Origin of the sequence: Herminiimonas fonticola (assembly GCF_040395855.1) — a bacterium.
Classification (GTDB): Bacteria; Pseudomonadota; Gammaproteobacteria; order Burkholderiales; family Burkholderiaceae_D; genus Oxalicibacterium; species Oxalicibacterium fonticola_A.
In genome coordinates this window covers 14,255-29,825 of record NZ_JBEBPO010000023.1, presented here as the reverse complement: position 1 = coordinate 29,825, position 15,571 = coordinate 14,255, and the positions used below count along the sequence as shown (strand labels likewise).

Annotated in this window: 17 protein-coding genes; 6 read left to right on the top strand and 11 right to left on the bottom strand. The window is 53.2% G+C overall.

Translation table 11 applies throughout. From position 1 onward, the window contains the following. The 5 genes from ABWP27_RS05230 to ABWP27_RS05210 all read right to left on the bottom strand — a co-directional run. Positions 1-1,750: bifunctional metallophosphatase/5'-nucleotidase (locus tag ABWP27_RS05230; protein WP_353154322.1), on the bottom strand; the 1,750-nt coding region annotated here is incomplete at its 3' end. Then, positions 1,747-1,977, bottom strand: coding sequence for a hypothetical protein (locus ABWP27_RS05225; RefSeq protein ID WP_353154319.1), 231 nt, complete (start codon positions 1,975-1,977; stop codon positions 1,747-1,749). The genes ABWP27_RS05230 and ABWP27_RS05225, both read right to left, overlap by 4 nt. A gap of 183 nt (positions 1,978-2,160) precedes the next feature. After that, the gene (locus ABWP27_RS05220; RefSeq protein WP_353154317.1) at positions 2,161-2,673 is read right to left on the bottom strand and encodes a DUF1993 domain-containing protein; all 513 of its coding nucleotides are present in this window, start codon (positions 2,671-2,673) and stop codon (positions 2,161-2,163) included. A gap of 108 nt (positions 2,674-2,781) precedes the next feature. After that, complete coding sequence (locus ABWP27_RS05215) at positions 2,782-3,432, bottom strand: tRNA-uridine aminocarboxypropyltransferase (RefSeq protein ID WP_353154315.1); 651 nt, start codon at positions 3,430-3,432, stop codon at positions 2,782-2,784. Positions 3,433-3,458: 26 nt separating this feature from the next. Next, positions 3,459-4,382, bottom strand: a complete 924-nt coding sequence (locus ABWP27_RS05210) for a LysR family transcriptional regulator (RefSeq protein WP_353154312.1) — start codon at positions 4,380-4,382, stop codon at positions 3,459-3,461. 133 nt (positions 4,383-4,515) lie between these two features. On the opposite strand from ABWP27_RS05210, the gene ABWP27_RS05205 reads away from it, so the two are divergent. Further along, complete coding sequence (locus ABWP27_RS05205) at positions 4,516-5,271, top strand: 3-oxoacyl-ACP reductase family protein (RefSeq protein ID WP_353154309.1); 756 nt, start codon at positions 4,516-4,518, stop codon at positions 5,269-5,271. A 116-nt stretch (positions 5,272-5,387) separates the two neighbouring features. Here ABWP27_RS05205 and folE read toward each other — a convergent pair whose 3' ends face one another. From folE to ABWP27_RS05185, 4 genes are read right to left on the bottom strand one after another with little or no spacing between them, the layout of a single operon-like run. Beyond that, entirely contained in the window at positions 5,388-5,993 is a 606-nt protein-coding gene (gene folE, locus ABWP27_RS05200; protein ID WP_353154325.1) for a GTP cyclohydrolase I FolE, read from the bottom strand. 38 nt (positions 5,994-6,031) lie between these two features. Next, a complete protein-coding gene (locus ABWP27_RS05195) occupies positions 6,032-6,406 on the bottom strand; it encodes a c-type cytochrome (protein WP_353154307.1) in 375 nt (124 codons plus the stop codon). Between the two features lie 48 nt (positions 6,407-6,454). Beyond that, on the bottom strand, positions 6,455-7,036 hold the full coding sequence (locus tag ABWP27_RS05190) for a ferritin-like domain-containing protein (protein WP_353154305.1): 582 nt from the start codon (positions 7,034-7,036) through the stop codon (positions 6,455-6,457). Positions 7,037-7,075: 39 nt separating this feature from the next. Further along, entirely contained in the window at positions 7,076-7,783 is a 708-nt protein-coding gene (locus tag ABWP27_RS05185) for an RNA polymerase sigma factor (RefSeq protein ID WP_353154303.1), read from the bottom strand. A gap of 253 nt (positions 7,784-8,036) precedes the next feature. Between ABWP27_RS05185 and ABWP27_RS05180 the strand changes: the two genes are divergently transcribed. The 3 genes from ABWP27_RS05180 (at position 8,037) to ABWP27_RS05170 (ending at position 10,961) form a co-directional block, all read left to right on the top strand. Then, a complete protein-coding gene (locus tag ABWP27_RS05180) occupies positions 8,037-8,537 on the top strand; it encodes a DUF1269 domain-containing protein (RefSeq protein WP_353154300.1) in 501 nt (166 codons plus the stop codon). 130 nt (positions 8,538-8,667) lie between these two features. Beyond that, entirely contained in the window at positions 8,668-9,165 is a 498-nt protein-coding gene (locus tag ABWP27_RS05175) for a hypothetical protein (protein WP_353154298.1), read from the top strand. 488 nt (positions 9,166-9,653) lie between these two features. After that, the gene (locus ABWP27_RS05170; RefSeq protein ID WP_353154296.1) at positions 9,654-10,961 is read left to right on the top strand and encodes an MFS transporter; all 1,308 of its coding nucleotides are present in this window, start codon (positions 9,654-9,656) and stop codon (positions 10,959-10,961) included. 87 nt (positions 10,962-11,048) lie between these two features. Here ABWP27_RS05170 and ABWP27_RS05165 read toward each other — a convergent pair whose 3' ends face one another. Together ABWP27_RS05165 and ABWP27_RS05160 are read right to left on the bottom strand one after the other, a co-directional pair. Continuing rightward, complete coding sequence (locus ABWP27_RS05165; RefSeq protein ID WP_353154293.1) at positions 11,049-11,726, bottom strand: Vgb family protein; 678 nt, start codon at positions 11,724-11,726, stop codon at positions 11,049-11,051. A 45-nt stretch (positions 11,727-11,771) separates the two neighbouring features. Next, a complete protein-coding gene (locus tag ABWP27_RS05160; protein WP_353154290.1) occupies positions 11,772-12,992 on the bottom strand; it encodes a helix-turn-helix domain-containing protein in 1,221 nt (406 codons plus the stop codon). Positions 12,993-13,388: 396 nt separating this feature from the next. Between ABWP27_RS05160 and alkB the strand changes: the two genes are divergently transcribed. After that, on the top strand, positions 13,389-14,039 hold the full coding sequence (gene alkB / locus ABWP27_RS05155; RefSeq protein WP_353154288.1) for a DNA oxidative demethylase AlkB: 651 nt from the start codon (positions 13,389-13,391) through the stop codon (positions 14,037-14,039). Positions 14,040-14,275: 236 nt separating this feature from the next. Continuing rightward, complete coding sequence (locus ABWP27_RS05150) at positions 14,276-15,496, top strand: serine hydrolase domain-containing protein (RefSeq protein WP_353154285.1); 1,221 nt, start codon at positions 14,276-14,278, stop codon at positions 15,494-15,496. The last annotated feature ends 75 nt before the right edge of the window (positions 15,497-15,571 follow it).

Sequence of the window (15,571 nt, the reverse complement as noted above, 5' to 3'; positions counted from 1 at the left end):
ATGGTGAGTGCGCGCGCAGATAGTCCTCCAGCGCATCGACATCCAGTGCGCCGCCTGACACATTGCGTCCCTCATTGAACAGGCTGAATTGATCGCCGCCATTTGCCAGGTAGCTGTTCATCGTCACGCGATAAATTCTGTCATCTGCAATCGGCACGCCATGCAGATGCATGGCGACAATGCGTGCGCCTGCCGGATTGTTCAGTTTGTAGCTATAGGTAAATCCGCGTGATGGAAACAGGATGCGCGGATGCTCAATGGGATTGCTGCCAGTCTTGAATTGTTGCTCCAGCAGTTTGCGCAGTTGTGCGCCGGTAAAACTTTTGACGACCAGATTGTTGCCAAACGGCTGACTGCTGAATAGTTGCGCATAGCGGATCTCGCCGCCGCCGTTCGGTACCTGCAGGTCGGCACGCAGGCCGCCGGGATTCATCAGTGCAAGTTGTGCCTTGCCGTTTTTCACTGATTGCGTGGCGGCGAGTTGTGCGTCGGCGATCAGATTGCCGAGCGGGCTTTCGCCGGATGGCGACTGTTTGCGTGTTGCGGATGTCGTCAGCTTGCCGACGATACGATTTGCCAATGGTGCAGCAGCGTTGGCGTAGCGGCTGACGATCGCAGCAACATCACTGTCCTGCGCAAAGCGCGGATACGCGGCAGAAGGGTTGATTGCGACACCTGCATGATTGATGAAACCGTCTCCCTGCACGATCACATTGCCGGCAGATTTGGATACGACCTTGCGCGTACGGGGATCGATACGCAGATTGATATCGGTCACCAGCGTGCCGTACTGGCCCGCGCTGGTCAGCAAAAACGGTTTGGCCGGATTTTTCCGGCCGTAATCGCAGACATACGACCGATGCGTATGGCCGGATACCACGACATCGACTGCCGGATCGAGCCGCTCCAGTATCGCGATGATCGCGCCAGTCAGATTCGGGCAGGAATGATCGTTGAAGCCGCCAGTCGTCGTCCCGCCTTCATGCACGATGACAACGATGGCAGCGGCACCTTGCGCCTTCAACTGCGGGATCAGTGCATTCGCAGTACGCGCTTCGTCCTTGAAGGTCAGGCCGGCAACGCCGCCAGGCGTAACGATGTGTGCGGTATTTTTCAATGTCAGGCCGATGAAGCCGATCTTCACCTGCTGTGCGCCATTGCCGAAGGTCTTGATGGCGCTGGCGGGGAAGAGTGTGCTGCCATCTGCCTTGAAGGTGTTCGCTGCAAGAAAGCCGAAATTGGCGCCGGGGAACTGCTTGTTGAGCGCGCAGGGCTGGCGTTGCGTGTATTGGGCGCAACCGCCGTTCTGCATGCGCAACAGCTCGGCCGCACCTTTATCGAATTCATGGTTGCCGACTGCATTGAAATCGATGCCGAATGCATTGACAGCTTCTATCGTCGGCTCGTCGAGAAACAGTGCGGATACCAGCGGTGAAGCGCCTATCATGTCGCCGGCAGAAACAACAGCGTGATACGGGTTGGCCTGCTTCAGGGATTTGATTGCGCCGGCAAGATAGGCGGCACCGCCGGCCGGTATGCCTATATGTGTGCCATCGGCAGTCGGTACGGAAATGGATAATTTGGGAGCTTCAAGATGGCCGTGCAGATCGTTGAAGGCAATGATCTTGACGTCGATATCTGCTACGACTCCATGGATAGCAGCGGCTGGGACATGCGTTGCGGCAGGATAAGCTCCGCTGCAACTGCCAAGCAGAACGACGCTACAGAGCGACAGCGTAATCCGGATCATTTATCTGCGTCGGGATCGGTATCGACCTGATTTTGAATGGTATCCATGATCAAAGGTTCAACTTCCTGCCACCTGAGCATGATCAGCGGATCGTCCGAATCGCAAAGACGGACATCAAATAACTGGTGCTCCACCGCATACATATTGAGCAGCGCAGTATTGACGATTTTTTCGTAAAAATATCGGCTTTCCGCATCCATGTCGGCAAACATTTTTCTGGTGCTCATATCCATACCCCGTATAGAAATTACCGAACCGGTACCTGATCATTATATGCGGCCTGCCGATATCTGAAAGGCTGGTGTGCGAGCATGCCGGCAATACGCCCGCAGACGTAAAAAGGGCAAACACGAATGTTTGCCCTTTTTCAAGCTAGCGGCAGTTCAAATACTGCTTTTGCATCATGCGTATCAGTAAGTACCCATGTAATCGCGCTTGCCGATTTCAATGCCGTTGTGGCGCAGGATGGCGTAAGTAGTGGTGACGTGGAAGAAGAATTGCGGCAAGCCGAAGTGCAGCAAGTATTCCTGTCCGTTGAATTTTCTTTCTTTTGGCGTTCCGGGACGCAGAACGATGTCGCGTGCTTCCTGGCCATCGATTTGTGCCGGTTTGATGCTGTCGAGGAAAGAGATCGTTTCCGCCAGCATGGCACGCAGATCGGCAAAGCTGGTAGCCAGGCTGTCATCGACCTTGGGTACGTCGAGACCAGCCAGCCGCGCCGACACGCCGCGCGCAAAGTCGCCGGCAATCTGCACCTGGCGTATCAATGGAAACATGTCCGGAAACAGGCGCGACTGCAGATAGGCGTTGGGATCGATGCTCTTTGCGGCAGCATGCTCTTCGGTTTTCTTGAGCAGGTCGCTTACGCTATTGAGCATTTGCTTGAGTACGGGGACGGAGGCGGCGTAGAGAGAAATGGTCATGGAACTTCCTTGGTGAGTGTGTGACGGGTAGGTGTGCCGATTATAGGCAGGATTGGAAAGTCGCGCAGCCGCCGGCATTTTTACGCGCGGCTTTCTCTGATCAAGAGCTTATTTATGCTCTTGCACATACGCTTGCTGTTGCGCGACAAAACCGTCGAAGGCTGCCAGTAGCGCTTGATATTTTTCCGTATTTTCTTCCAGCTGCATCAGGGCGTAACAGGTCGCCTCGAATGAAGAAAGCTGATCTGTCTTGTGCGCCTTGCGTATCCGGTAATGCGAAGGCGGCGGGTCGCGCAAGGGCAGACGCGGCAGCTGTTGCAGCAGCGGGTTGAGATACAGCATCTTGCGGCTCTTGCGCCAGGTGCCATCCAGCACGATCAGACGAATGTGCGTTTCCGCTGGCATCAGTTCTGTGCGTGGTGCGATGAGGGCTTGTTCTGCAGCGTTTTCGGGATAAAGCAGGATAGGGTAGACAATTTTGTCCGGCGCATCTGTCTCGTTTGCAGAATCGAAGGACGCATGCAGCAATGCCCGTAATTCATGTTCTGGAAATGTTTCGCCAACGACGAGGCGGCTGTGCGGCAAACTCATATGCAGCAGACGTGCTGTATTTTTTGCGTTGCCGACTTCCAGCGGATGCTGCAGGAACAGCACTTCAACATCGTGTTCAAGCGGCGTGACCCACTGACAGATGCAGGTACGCTGCGGACGCAGGCATAGCGTGCAGTGGAGGCGCTTGCTGGTGTTTGGCGAGGGCATGATTAAGGCAGGAATTTTATATGGTGCTAAAAAGCGGAAAAACGCTGGGCGAGTTTTTGGGTACGGAAATGTTCGACGACAAAATCGACGAAGGCCCGCGTTTTTGCCGGTAATAGTTTCTGGGCTGTGAAGTAGAGAGACAGCGTACCGATATCGACGTACCAGTCGGGCAGCACCCGCAGCAGTTTTTTACTTTCCAGATAAGAAAGTGCGTTAGGCATGGCAATCAACGCGATACCCAAACCAAGTTGAGCCGCTTCGCATGCTGCATCCGGATCGCTCATTGTCATGCGGGTGCGCAATGTGATCGGCATTTGTTCGTTGGCGTGATTGCGCAAAGGCCACGGCCTTACGCGCCCGGTCTGCGGCGAACGGATCAGGATGCCATCATGCTGGGCCAGATCAATGGGAGATTGCGGCAGCGTTTTATTCGTAAAATAATCCGGCGCAGCAACGAGCACGCCATGTGCCGGCGCCAGTGAACGGGCAACGACGCCAGGCGGCAACTCGAAGCCGCCGCCTATGGCAGCGTCAAATCCTTCCGCGACCATATCCACGCGACGATTGTCGAAATGCCAGTCCGGCACGATGGCAGGATAGCGTTGCAGAAAATCTCCCAGCAAAGGCACGATATACGCGCGTCCGAAACCGGTACCCATACTGATCTTCAATGTGCCGGCCGGCTGGCCATCAGCGCTGGCCAGATTGGCGACGGCCGATTGTATGGTGGCCAGGCCGCTGCCGACTTCGGCCAGAAAGCGTTCGCCGGCTTCGGTCAGGGTCAGGCTGCGCGTACTGCGCTGGAATAAACGCACGCCGAGATTGGACTCCAGTTTTGCAACATTCTTGCTTACGGCGGCAGGAGTCAGACTGAGGCGCCGTGCGGCTTCGGAGAAGCTGCCCGCTTCGGCGCTGCGTACAAAACACTCGATGCCGCTCATTGATTCCATGACTTCTCCCGTGTCAATTTTAAACTATTAGTATCAACAGATTATAGTAACTACTGTCTAGTAACACCATAATCCATGTTCGATACTGACTCCGTCGCTTCGCAATTCAATTCACTCTAACGGAGAACAAATCATGTCGAATACAACACAGCAAACTTTGCCCGGTAAAGTCGCTTTCGTTCAAGGCGGTTCACGCGGCATCGGTGCAGCAATCGTCAAACGTCTGGCACGCGACGGTGCGGCAGTTGCCTTTACGTATGTCAGTTCGCCTGACAAGGCAAATGAAGTCGTCTATGCCATTCAGCAAAACGGCGGTCGCGCTTTGGCAATCAAGGCTGACAGCAGTGACGCCACGGCAGTCAGACAGGCAATCGATCAGGCAGCCGCAACATTCGGTGGCATCGATATTCTGGTGAATAACGCTGGTGTACTCGCCTTGGGAACGATTGAAGATTTCAAGCTGGACGATTTTGACCGGACAATTGCCGTGAATGTGCGCAGCGTTTTTGTTGCGACTCAGGAAGCGCTGCGCCACATGGGTGAAGGCGGACGCATCATCACGATAGGCAGCACCAACGCTGACCGCATGCCATTCCAGGGTGGGGCAGCGTATGCAATGAGCAAATCGGCGATCGTTGGTTTGACCAAAGGCCTGGCACGTGATCTGGGGGCGCGCGGCATCACGGTCAACAATGTACAGCCAGGACCGGTCGATACCGATATGAATCCTGCAGAAGGAGAGTTTGCGGAAACCCTGAAAGGCTTGATGGCAATCGGACGCTACGGCAAGACGGAAGAAATCGCCAGCTTTGTTGCTTATCTGGCCGGCCCGGAAGCCGGCTATATAACCGGTGCCAGTCTGACGATAGATGGCGGTTTTGCCGCTTGATAATGAAAAAACCGGCTATTGCGGCCGGTTTTTTTACGTCATCTGCATTGAATGAAACTCTACGTTTTACTGCCGGCGCCAGTCATGCGACGAGCGTGACGCCATATTTCGCATCGTTAATCTTTCTCGCGCGTCAGCGTCAGGAATTCGCTTCTGAGCGCAGGATTGCTACGCATTTCACCCAGCAGTGCAGAAGTCACGGTTTCTTCACCTTGCGACCGGATGCCGCGACTTTCCATGCACATGTGACGGCATCGAATGACGACGCCAACGGACAAGGGCTGTACATGCTCCATCAGCGTTTCTGCGATTTGTATGGTCAGACGTTCCTGCACCTGCAAGCGTCGTGCGAAACAATCGACCAGACGCGTCAGCTTGGAAAGGCCGACGATTTTTCCATTCGGCGTATAGCCTATGGTGGCAGTGCCGAAGAAGGGTGCAAGGTGGTGTTCACAGTGGCTGTACACGGGAATGCCGCGCACAATGATCAACTCCTTGTATTGTTCGGCACCGTCTGAAAAGACTTTCAGAATCTCGGCCGGATCCTGCTCATAGCCAGAAGTCCATTGCTGCCATGCTTTTTGCACGCGTTTCGGCGTTTCCTGCAAACCCTGGCGATTCGGATTTTCACCGAGATGAATCAACAGTCGACGCCAGTCATGTTCTGAAAAATCATTGGCTTCTATCTCGCTGACAGGCGCGCCTGTTGCATGTGCAGACATGGCGTTCGATGGGTGTTCATCAAGCAAAGGATGGATTTTCATTTTTTGCATTCAGGCGATGTGTTCGCCTGTTTCAGGTAAGAGATCAGATCACTGCGTTCTTTTTCACTTGCAACTCCGGCATACGTCATCGTGGTTCCCGGCACCGTTTTGATCGGATTGCTGAGAAACAGATTCAGCGTCTTTTCATTCCAGACGATATTTGAATGTTTCATCGCATCCGAATAATTGAAACCCTTCACACTACCGGCGCGACGTCCGAACAAGCCGCAATGTCGCGGACCGGTGCGGTCGTAAGCGAGCGCATGACATGCCAGGCAACGTGCATAAATCGCTTCCCCGGCCTTGACCTGCGCCGCCAGTGCCGCACCTTTATCGGGTGCAGCATCGGCAGTTATTGCTGCCGATGCCATGCAAGCAGCCAGAATTAAACCGACAAATCCGCGCATGCTTGCTTATCCTCAGGACATGAAAGCCGAAGGTACCGGTGCTTCACCCAGCGCATTGCGCAGAATCGCCCAGTGCATGGCTTCATCACCGAGGATGCTTGCAGCGGCTTGTGCCAGTTCACGGTTGCCGAACAGGGGAACTGCACCCAGATAAGCGCTGACTGCGCCTTTTTCCAGCGTAGCGGCAAAGCGCAGCACGTCCGTTTGCGACTTCAGTTTTTCCACTGGAAAAGTATATTTTTCTTTTGCATTGACTGCCTTGCCGCCGAGTTTTGCAATGGTCTTGGCAAGAACATCGGCATGTTCCTTGTGGTGTCCCTGAAAAGTCAGCGCCAAATCAAGCACAGGTTTTTGCAGCAAGCCGCTTTCTGCGCCCAGCTGGTATGCGGCAATCGCTTCCAGTTCTGCACCCAATGCCGTATTGAGAATGTTGACGTCAGCGCTGGTCGAAGCACCGCCTTTGCTGGCGGCTAGCGCATCCTGCCCGGCAAGCAGTGCAACTGCGGCGCCGGACAACAGCAGGCCGGATTTGCCCAGAAAGGAACGGCGTGTACCTTGCAGTGTGAAATCATCAGGTTGAATTAAAAAGGACATGTCATTTCTCCATTGAATAGTTACTACACATAATCAGGCTTAATCTGCCTGTAAACTTTTGACGCGTTCGAGTGCGCCGAACACGATGCGATCGCAACGCGCGCCATCGAAGGAAAATGCTTCTTCGTAGACAAAATCGATTTCTCTGGCCAAGGCTTCGCGCAACATGCCGCGTGCACGGAAGAAACGGCTGCGCACGGTTGCTTCCGGAACATCGAGGCAGCGAGAGACTTCATCCACGCTCATCTCTTCCAGTGCGCGTAACACGAAAACTGTACGGAACACATCGGGCAGGGCGTCGATTTGCCGCTCCAGCATGCGGCGAGCTTCCGCCCGCAAGGCAGCGCTTTCAGGCTGTTCCGTTGTCGCTTCGTTCATGTTGACCTCCGCCATTTCATATTCCAGCGGTGCTGTATTGTCGCTATCGAGTCGAATGATTTCCGCCCTGCGTCTGCTTTTACGCGAACGTGCAATGGCTTCATTGATGACAATGCGTGTCAGCCATGTAGACAAAGCAGACTCGCCACGAAATTTTTCTATATTCCGATACGCCAGCAGATAGGCTTCCTGCAGTACATCTTCGGCTTCGGCATCGTCTTTCAGAATGCTGCGCGCGGTGCGATACAAAGGGCGGTTATGACGTCGCATCATGAATTCGAACGCTGACTGGTCGCCGCGCGCAATGCGCTGCGCAATCTCCATGTCAGACCATGCGCCGGGGTTCTCTTCTTTTGCTGATGTTTGCATAGCTCCCTCTGCTTTCTTGTGTTCTCGTGATATTGGATGCAGCGGGTAAGTATTGCGTTCCCGTGCAGAAGCTTCGGTCTGTGCCGACTGGATTTACTGCTTGCTGGATGAAGTCTGCAGCATTTCGACAGGTGCTGCAGGGCATGAATCTGAAGATGCCATGCGTGGAGAAGAATAGCGATCAGGTTTGCACATTGAAAGTCTGAATAAACTGCCTATACTGAATTGTGCACAGGCAAGCAAAGGAGCTGTCATGAGACATAGACTTTATTATTTCCTCCCCGACATCGATAGTGCCCGCCGTACTTTTGATGACATGTTGCTCCATCGTATAGAACAGCGGCATGTACGTTTTATTTCGGGTGGCGCACCGTTGCCGCCGGACATGCCGGAAGCGAGTTTCCTGTTGAAGACCGACGTTTTGCACGGCGCGGCAGCCGGCATGATCGTTGGCGCAGTGTTGGGTATTGCATTTGGCGCCTTGTTGATTGTGTATTACGACCTGGGAGAAGCAACGGTGCTCGTGACCACGCTCTTGGGTATTGTTTTTGGTGGATGGGCATCGAGCATGGCTGCCGCTGCCGTGCCGAACTCGCAGCTGAAAGCGTTTTATCCTGCTCTTGAAAGCGGGAAAATTCTGATGATCGCGGATGTGCCTTCCCGCAAGGTGGAAGAAATTGAAAACATGCTGGCTGCACGTCATCCTGAAATGAAATTCGGTGGCGAGGAGCCCCATATTCCGGTTTTCCCTTGAGAAAAAGCCGGTGATTTGGGATAACGCTGCATGATGATCAGTATTTGCAGATGAGCGAGAAGATGTTCGTTGTACAGTAATTGCCGGATGCTTGATAAGAGACCGGGGATTGCTTTTTATGGAGGCTGCTATGGAACTTCACATGCATTCACATCGGTGGGAACACCGCAGTCCTGACTGGACGGTGGCGGCGGTTTCCGGCTTTGCAGCAGGCGCAGTGCTGATGGTGCTGGAGTTGCTTTGGTCAACCATTATCATGGGAGCCAATCCATGGGAAACATCACATATGGTTGCGGCAATTACCATGGGACAGGATGCATTGCAGTCGACCGATTTTAATTTGATGATCGTGGCTGTGGCGCTAGGTACGCACTATGTGCTTGGCATTGTTTTCAGTCTGATTCTTGCCGCTATCATCGTGCCATTTCGTTTTGACTCCAGTCTGGGCATGGTCTTGCTGACAGGTGCCGTCTTCGGACTGGTGCTGTATCTTTTCAACTTCTACGGCATGGTGCAATTTTTCTCCTGGTTTGCCGAAATACGCGGCTTGGCCACGCTGACCGCACATGTGATATTCGGTCTGGTTGTGGCTGCAATGTACTGGAAGCTGGAGCAGGTAGAAAGATAAGCAAGATGCCAGGTCTTGCATGATCTGCTGATCGTGCGAACTGATTTAAAACGATGTCACCTGTTTCAGGTGGCATCGTTTTTTCATGAAGAGATGGTTTGGCGATTGTCTCAATAAGCGATGCTAAAACAGCAATGCACATTAGTGGAAAAGTCAAAATGCAAGCGCGAATAGCGAAAGTATTTACACTTTAAAAACGCTTTTCATGAAAATTGCTGCTTCGCAGCATTATTTTCATGTGCGCATGAAATGTTTGCATGTGTGACGATAATCCGCGGGGTTACTATCAAAAAACCGGCAAAACCGGTCTTTATTCTCGTTCGGTACCACCCCCCACCGGCATCTCGCAAACGTCTGTCAATCCAGCATTTGTAGCAGTTTAAACGCATCGCTTCCCCTATTAGCGACTATGCATCATCCGGCATAAACAAAGACGGGTTTACCTCTGGTCGTCTTTGTTCCGACAATTCTGAATAAGATATTTTTCTATGAGCGCTATTCCTCTCAGCACTATCAGTGACCGCGAGTCGCTGGAAAATCGTACTTACGCGAAAGTAACCTTGCGGTTGCTACCTTTCCTTTTTATCTGCTACGTCGCGGCTTACCTCGATCGCGTCAACGTCGGTTTCGCTAAATTGCAAATGTTGAACGATCTGCAATTCAGCGAAACCGTCTACGGCCTTGGAGCAGGTATTTTCTTCATCGGTTATTTCCTGTTTGAAGTTCCGAGCAATATCATCATGCATCGTGTCGGCGCCCGCGTCTGGATTGCCCGCATCATGATTACCTGGTCCGTCCTGTCAGCGGCGACCATGTTCGTGACTTCGCCTACGATGTTCTATGTGATTCGCTTCCTGCTTGGTGTGGCAGAAGCCGGCTTTTTCCCTGGCATCGTTCTGTATCTCACTTACTGGTTCCCATCCTCGCGTCGCGGTCGGATGAATGCCTTGTTCATGATCGGCATCCCGATTGCCGGCGTGGTCGGCGGTCCCTTGTCTGGCTGGATCATGAATTACTTTGCCGGCGCCAACGGCTGGCATGGCTGGCAATGGCTGTTCCTGCTGGAAGCCATTCCATCGCTGGTTCTGGGCATCATCACACTGTTCTATCTGCCAAACACCATTCGTGCATCGACATGGTTGTCTGACAATGAGAAACAGCTGCTGGAAGAAAATATTGCGCAAGATGGCGGCGGCGCAAACAAATCGCATTCGGTAGCGAGCGTGTTCTCGAACCCTAAAGTCTGGTTGATGGCTGCAATTTATTTCTGCTGCATGATGGGTCTGTACGGCATCAGCTTCTATCTGCCGACGCTGGTCAAGGCATCCGGCGTCAAGGATGCGCTGGATGTTGGTCTGTTGACCGCGATTCCCTATACCTGCGGCGTGATTGCAACCTTGCTGGTGGCGCGTAGCGCAGACCGCATGCGTGAACGTCGCTGGCATTTTGCCATTGCCAGTGCGCTGGGCGGCCTCGGTCTGTTCCTCAGCACCGTATATGGTGATAACGTGGTGCTGGCTTTGATGGCCTTGTCGCTCGGTACTGCAGGCATGTTGTCGACGATGCCGGTATTCTGGACTTATCCAAGCGCCATCCTCAGCGGCGCTGCAGCTGCTGCCGGTATCGGCTTGATCAACTCGGTCGGCAATCTGGCCGGTTTCGTCAGCCCATCCATCGTCGGCTGGTTGAAGGACGTGACTGGCAGCACCAACGCAGGCATGTATTTTGTTGCCGGCGCCTTGGTGATCGGTGCCGGACTCGCCTTGTTGCAACCGCGTGCATTGGTCAACAAATAAGCGAAGTCAGCTTGATCAGATAGAAGAAAAGCCCGCTTGCGCGGGCTTTTTTGTTGTCGATTTTTTCAGGAAAACCGTGATATGCGATCATTGACGCGTCCCTTTGGGACGCCGAACAGCGCGCACCTTTCCGCTCCCGCCACCACCGCAGTAAAACAGGTCGGCACCATCTGACTCGAGCCCGCTGACACCGGTCCCGACAGGCATTTCCAACTGTTCAAGCACTGCGCCACTCTCCGGATTGATACGACGGAGTTCGCTTTCATCACCTTCCCATGTTCCATGCCAGAGTTCGCCATCAACCCAGGTCACGCCAGTAACGAAGCGATTGGACTCGATGCTGCGGATGATGGTGCCGGTAGCGGGATCGATTTGATGGATTTTTCGGTCGCGGTACTGACCAACCCACAAGCTGCCTTCTGCCCACGCCATGCCCGAGTCATACCCGTGGCCGGGAGCCGGAATGGATGCCACTACCTTGCCGTTGGCAGGATCGATTTTATCGATGCGTTCTTCCGCGATTTGATAAAGGTATTTGCCGTCAAAGGCAGTTCCTGCGTCGCACGCACGGTCCAGAGTTTGCGTAATTTCGCCGTTTTCCGGATTGAACGCAATCAGCATGCCATCGGTGGCGGCCCATACGTGTTCGCCGTCGTGGGTCACGCCGTGTACACGTTCGGCGCCATTGAACGGGCCATATTCACGCACGATCTCCGCCGTGCGCATTGCATGCTGCGGGGTGTTTTTGATAGTACTGGTAGTCATTGTCAGCTCCTTGTATTGCGCCTCGGATTGGCGCTCAAAAACACTTTATGTCATCGATAGCGCAGCGGGGAGTAACAAGATTGTCGTGAATTGAGTCAGTGGCGATGATAACCAACGCTGCGCCCGCGCCCGTCCGATCGAACGCACCTGGCCAGCCGCCTCCAACTGGACGAGCGCGCGTTGCACAGTGCGTTGATTTGCATTCAATGCCAGCGCCAGGGCTGAGGTAGACCATGCAGCGCCATCCGACAGAAGCGCGAGCATTGACGCTTCATCGCCGTCAATCGGTGGCACCAGCAATGCAACAGCACGCTTGCCGAGCGGCCTGAGGAGGAACCCTCGCGGAGTTGCTTCGATATGCGCCATCGGCGCAATCAGCGCACGCAGACGACTGATCTCGACCCGCAGGCGTGCGCGGTGAGTCTCGTCGGGGTCTTTGGTCCGAAATGCGTACGCAATCAATGCGGCACGCTCAACATCACCGGGCCAAGCTTCGGCAAGCGAGCGTAGCAGGGCGAATAGCACTGGACGGCGCGCCAGCGATTGCCGCGCAGCGCCGGAGATCAGCCCGCGACGGCAGGCATCAATCACTAACGTGCCGGAGGCCAAAAGCATGGCCACCTCATCGAGGCACAATGTCTGCTCATCACCAGCGAAAAGTTGCCTGGCAGCGGGGCGATCAAATACGGCCAGTGCATCAGATACCTCGGCCTGAAGCATGGGCACCCGTGCGCGATCTGCTGCTTCCCGAGCACGGCCTAATGCTATCCGTGCATGGTCAATACGAAGTGAGCGCAGTGCCAACTCCGCTGCAGCCAACTCGGCGACCGCCACGAGCGACGGTGCAAGGCCGCGTGTATCGAGCTGCTCTAGTGCAGTCCTGGCTTCGTCAAGGCGGCCCAGCAGCAAGAGCTTTCGTGCTGCGATGAGCTTGCCTTGCATTGCGTTGGCTTGATCGCCATGCATCTCAAGAGTAGTCACTGCAGCGATTAGCGAGCGGGGCGAAGTTCCAAGATCGCGCATGGCCATCGCTATTTCAGCCTCTGCAACAACACAGCGCGCGCGCGCCAGCTCTTCATGGGCACCAAAGCCACGGGCCGCGCGACGAATGAGTTCACGAGCCCGTGCATGCTCGCCAAGCTGAGCCATTGCAATGCCGCGCAAGGCTAGAGCCGGTGGATCATCGCGAAGAGCGACACGTGCAAGGGCACCAAGCGCATCGCCAGCGGCGAGCGCCCGTGCGGAGGCGGCGATCATGGAATCCATTGCGAAAGAATACACTGCGCTGCCGACGATGTGAGCCGCAAAATGATCGCTTGTGTAGAACAGAGTGATGTTGTCTGCAAGGAAGCAGGCCAGACTTATGCGGAAAGCATCCGAGAAGCAATCCGCACCAGGCTAACAATTTTTTATCAGAGGAAAATGTGACAATGCTCAAAGGCTCAGGATTTTCGGATGTCGGCCTTTTCTATGCAGGATTGAGCATCAAATACCGGATGGTATCTGTGCATGTATGGAGAAATTTGCAGCGATCTGACTTGTCGGAGATGATCAGATGTACGAAGCATACTGCCATGTATGAATTTCCTTTTTTCGCAGATCGCACCAACAAATACGGAATGAATATTTCAACTAGCAACGTGGGAACAAGAAGGCGCGTGCATGAATCTGAATTTGTTTGATGCGGAAGAAACGCACAGCTGGCGCGAAGAGCTGTGCCCGGATGCAGTCGTCTTGCGCGGATTTGCGCTGGCTGGAGAAGTGGATATTCTCTCGGCGCTGGAACAAGTTTTCAGCGTGGCACCATTACGGCATCTGGTCACGCCGGGCGGTTTCCGCATGTCGGTTGCAATGAGTAATTGCGGGACGTATGGCTGGGTATCGGATCGCACCGGCTATCGCTACGATACGGTAGACCCGGATAGCGGCAAACCGTGGCCATCCATGCCTGCACTTTTTTCCACGCTGGCAGCCGATGCGGCGACACAGGCAGGTTTCAGCGATTTCAAGCCGGATGCCTGCCTGATCAACCGCTATGCGGCGGGCACACGGCTGTCCCTGCATCAGGATAAAGACGAGCAGGATTTCAGCCAGCCCATCGTCTCCGTTTCGCTTGGCGTCCCGGCGATATTTTTATTTGGCGGCACGCAGCGTACGGACAAGACCATGCGGGTGAAATTGACGCATGGCGATGTTGTCGTCTGGGGTGGGGCGGCACGATTGCGTTATCACGGCATTTTGCCCGTCAAAACGGATAGCCATCCGCTGACCGGCGAGTATCGGATCAATCTGACGTTGCGCAAGGCGATTTGATCAATTTAAACATTTTCCGAAAAGCGCATGAAGTTAGCCGCCTGAATGTACTTTATGAGATGTTTTTTTAGAGTAAAGTCGGTTGTGGGTATTAATTTTTATATGCCGACTGCAAGAGCTTTTCTAAAGTAATAGATTGAATTTCTGGATCACCTTAAAAAGGGTTAGCCAGAACTTTCAGGGTTGTTTTTGGCATGAAATGATTGTTAAACAAGAACAATGACAGGAGACGCCTCATGAAAAAGTTAATTGTTTTAATACCGTTACTTGTTGCTTCGACGACCTTCACTTTTAACAGCTTTGCCAAGCCACCAGCTAGCCCTGATATTGGTACGGCTCGCGAAATCTACGATGGTTCTCTCTATCCAGACAAAGCTGTTCGAACCTATCAAAACACCAACAAGATTTTCCCAACCCGGGTGATTAAAGCAGGTGGTAAGGCATCTCCACTGCCTTTAAGCGACAAGCAATTAACCTCTTTGACTTTCACCTCAGAGGGTAAAAAATATGATTTGCCAGATTATGTCGCTTTAAATCGGGTGGTTGGCTTACTTGTGCTGAAGAATGGAAAAATTGCCTATGAACACTACGATTACGGACTAAAACCAGATACAAGATGGATGTCCATGTCGGTAGCAAAATCTTTTGTATCCACTCTGGTTGGTGTTGCGATTAAAGATGGCTATATCACTAGTGTGGACGATCCGGTAGTGAAGTACTTGCCGCAACTTGCTGGCAGTGCTTATCAGGATGTTTCGATCAAGGATGTGCTCATGATGGCTTCGGGGGTGAAGTGGAATGAAACTTATACCGACCCAAGCTCGGACCGAAGAAAATTGTTGGAGCTGCAAATTGCAAGCAATCAGAAGGGCGGTATTTTTGACATTTTGAAAACCTTGCCAAAAGCCTCTGAACCGGGAAAGAACTTTAACTACAGCACAGGTGAAACGGTATTGATTGGCGAGATTGTTCAAGCCGCAACAAAGATGCATTTGGCAGACTATCTTTCCAAGAAGGTGTGGATTCCAGTAGGGATGCAGGCTGATGGTTTTTGGTGGCTGGACTCCCCAAATGGTCATGAGGTTGGGGGGAGTGGCATTCTCGCAGTGATGCGTGACTTTGCGCGCTTCGGACAATTTATTCTCAATGGCGCAGAAGTGAATGGGAAAAAAATTGTCCCCGATAATTGGCTAGCCGAAGCAACCACGGCAAAGCCAATTACCGGTGTCACCGGCAAGAATGGCTATGGCTATCAATGGTGGACGATGAAGCCTGAAGCCGGAAAAGTTCATGAGCAAGCGTTCATGGGTAGAGGAATCCATGGACAATATCTTTATATCAATCCAGAAGAAAATCTGGTGGTAGTTGCCTTAAGTGCTCGCTCGAAACCTACGGGCAGGAATACGATAGAGGATCTTGATTTTTTGGCCGCGGTAGTTGAAAAGTTGAAAAATTAAAGTGGAAAATTGTGGCCCAAGATTAAAGAATTGATGGGCCAATCAGTAAACAAAGCCCCCATTGGAAATAATGGG

What these genes read in the sequence shown, in the direction of transcription:
- ABWP27_RS05225 (WP_353154319.1), bottom strand. Translation starts at nt 1,977, where the DNA reads ATGAGCACCAGAAAAATGTTTGCCGACATGGATGCGGAAAGCCGATAT.
- ABWP27_RS05220 (WP_353154317.1), bottom strand. Translation starts at nt 2,673, where the DNA reads ATGACCATTTCTCTCTACGCCGCCTCCGTCCCCGTACTCAAGCAAATG.
- ABWP27_RS05215 (WP_353154315.1), bottom strand. Translation starts at nt 3,432, where the DNA reads ATGCCCTCGCCAAACACCAGCAAGCGCCTCCACTGCACGCTATGCCTG.
- ABWP27_RS05210 (WP_353154312.1), bottom strand. Translation starts at nt 4,382, where the DNA reads ATGGAATCAATGAGCGGCATCGAGTGTTTTGTACGCAGCGCCGAAGCG.
- ABWP27_RS05205 (WP_353154309.1), top strand. Translation starts at nt 4,516, where the DNA reads ATGTCGAATACAACACAGCAAACTTTGCCCGGTAAAGTCGCTTTCGTT.
- folE (WP_353154325.1), bottom strand. Translation starts at nt 5,993, where the DNA reads ATGTCTGCACATGCAACAGGCGCGCCTGTCAGCGAGATAGAAGCCAAT.
- ABWP27_RS05195 (WP_353154307.1), bottom strand. Translation starts at nt 6,406, where the DNA reads ATGGCATCGGCAGCAATAACTGCCGATGCTGCACCCGATAAAGGTGCG.
- ABWP27_RS05190 (WP_353154305.1), bottom strand. Translation starts at nt 7,036, where the DNA reads ATGTCCTTTTTAATTCAACCTGATGATTTCACACTGCAAGGTACACGC.
- ABWP27_RS05185 (WP_353154303.1), bottom strand. Translation starts at nt 7,783, where the DNA reads ATGCAAACATCAGCAAAAGAAGAGAACCCCGGCGCATGGTCTGACATG.
- ABWP27_RS05180 (WP_353154300.1), top strand. Translation starts at nt 8,037, where the DNA reads ATGAGACATAGACTTTATTATTTCCTCCCCGACATCGATAGTGCCCGC.
- ABWP27_RS05175 (WP_353154298.1), top strand. Translation starts at nt 8,668, where the DNA reads ATGGAACTTCACATGCATTCACATCGGTGGGAACACCGCAGTCCTGAC.
- ABWP27_RS05170 (WP_353154296.1), top strand. Translation starts at nt 9,654, where the DNA reads ATGAGCGCTATTCCTCTCAGCACTATCAGTGACCGCGAGTCGCTGGAA.
- ABWP27_RS05165 (WP_353154293.1), bottom strand. Translation starts at nt 11,726, where the DNA reads ATGACTACCAGTACTATCAAAAACACCCCGCAGCATGCAATGCGCACG.
- ABWP27_RS05160 (WP_353154290.1), bottom strand. Translation starts at nt 12,992, where the DNA reads ATGGATTCCATGATCGCCGCCTCCGCACGGGCGCTCGCCGCTGGCGAT.
- alkB (WP_353154288.1), top strand. Translation starts at nt 13,389, where the DNA reads ATGAATCTGAATTTGTTTGATGCGGAAGAAACGCACAGCTGGCGCGAA.
- ABWP27_RS05150 (WP_353154285.1), top strand. Translation starts at nt 14,276, where the DNA reads ATGAAAAAGTTAATTGTTTTAATACCGTTACTTGTTGCTTCGACGACC.